The sequence below is a fragment of the Oleiphilus sp. HI0125 genome (genome assembly GCF_001635355.1).
The window spans coordinates 1-728 of sequence record NZ_LWGF01000236.1 but is presented as its reverse complement, the minus strand read 5'-3'; the positions used below and the strand labels follow the sequence as shown (position 1 = coordinate 728).

The window sequence follows — 728 nt, the reverse complement described above, 5'->3', positions numbered from 1 at the left end:
GGCGCAGGCTTGAACAAAACATCTGGTTGGGTTCACCGTGCTGTGTTGAAAATGAAAGACGTTGAGATGATTGGCGGCGTCAGCTACGACAAGATCGACGACGCGGGCCTACACATCACAGTCGATGGCGAGCAACGCCTTCTAGATGTCGATAATGTGGTCATTTGCGCAGGCCAAGAATCACGCAAAGAGCTATACACTGAGGATTCAGCTAACGCGAACTACCACTTGATTGGTGGTGCAGAATTCGCTGGCGAACTCGATGCTAAGCGCGCGATCAAACAAGGTGCAGAACTAGCTGCAGCGCTATAAGGTCAACCTCAAAGCATGAGGGCCAACACTCTCATGCTTTACTCTTCTTCATCCATAAAACAATAAACACACAGTAAAACGCCATGAAGTTCAACCATATTATTTACAAGGTCGAAGACGGCATCGCGCACGTTATTTTGAACAGATCCGAAAAATTCAATGCGTTTAACTTTGACTTGATGTGCGACATCGTCAATGTGCAAAAGGTCATTAAAAAAGATCGCAACATTCGCGTTGTTATTATCTCAGGCAAGGGAGAGCACTTTAGTTCTGGCATCGACATTAAGAGCATCATGGGTAAGCCAATTCAGTTCGCAAAGATCGGCTGGAAGCTAAATCCTTGGGGCACCAACATGGCTCAGCAGTTTTGCATTGGCTGGCATCGTCTTCCTGTACCAGTGATCTGCGTCATGCAC

At 47.0% G+C, this 728-nt stretch carries 1 protein-coding gene and 1 pseudogene; both read left to right on the top strand.

Features of this window, described 5'->3' with window-relative positions:
• A pseudogene (gene fadH / locus A3762_RS26995) lies at window positions 1-312 on the top strand (NADPH-dependent 2,4-dienoyl-CoA reductase); the annotation flags it as partial.
• Between the two features lie 83 nt (window positions 313-395).
• The coding region (locus A3762_RS03570; protein WP_197468998.1) for an enoyl-CoA hydratase-related protein at window positions 396-728 on the top strand (333 nt) is incomplete at its 3' end.